1 protein-coding gene is annotated in these 563 nt (G+C 50.1%); it reads left to right on the top strand.

Features of this window, described 5'->3' with window-relative positions:
- Positions 1–75: 75 nt before the first annotated feature.
- A partial coding sequence (locus GQF03_RS11535) for a hypothetical protein (RefSeq protein WP_161339450.1) occupies positions 76–563 on the top strand: 488 nt, incomplete at its 3' end.

The following is a 563-nucleotide window of genomic DNA, read 5'->3' as shown; positions in this document are numbered from 1 at the left end:
CGATGAGGGCTTTATAAATTTGCGCGAAATGCCTATTGTCGCGATATAACTTTCAGTTGTTTGAGGATTGGCACGATGAAATTTCGTCTTTATGGTTTGGCTCTTGCCGTGATCGCGGTCCTTGCGACAGCCTGTGAGCAGCGCGTGCAACCCATCTATAACCCGACGAATGTTCCCATTCCACAAAGCCTTGCCTTCACCTCACTTGAGGATATCGGCGAAGGCATCAAGCGGGCGGGCGCCAGCCAGAACTGGCAAATGACCGACAAAGGCGCAGGTGAAATAGAAGCTGTCCTAAAAATACGCACCCATAAGGCAAATGTGCGGATAGACTATTCGCAGATCAGCTACTCGATCACCTATGTCTCGAGCATCAATCTTCTCGAAAATGGCGCCGGCATCCATCGCAACTACAATACATGGGTCCGCCAGCTCGAATCCGCCATCAACGTGAATTTACAGAAGTTGGCGACGACAACGAAGAATGAACAGCTTACCACCGGTGATAAAGCAATGATGGAGGCATGGAAGCAGGCCGAAAACACGAATGATCCGTTGGTGCT

This window comes from Sneathiella chungangensis (assembly GCF_009882935.1).
Classification (GTDB): domain Bacteria; phylum Pseudomonadota; class Alphaproteobacteria; order Sneathiellales; family Sneathiellaceae; genus Sneathiella; species Sneathiella chungangensis.
Note: the sequence above shows the minus strand (reverse complement) of the source record. Positions and strands in the feature narration are given on the sequence as shown.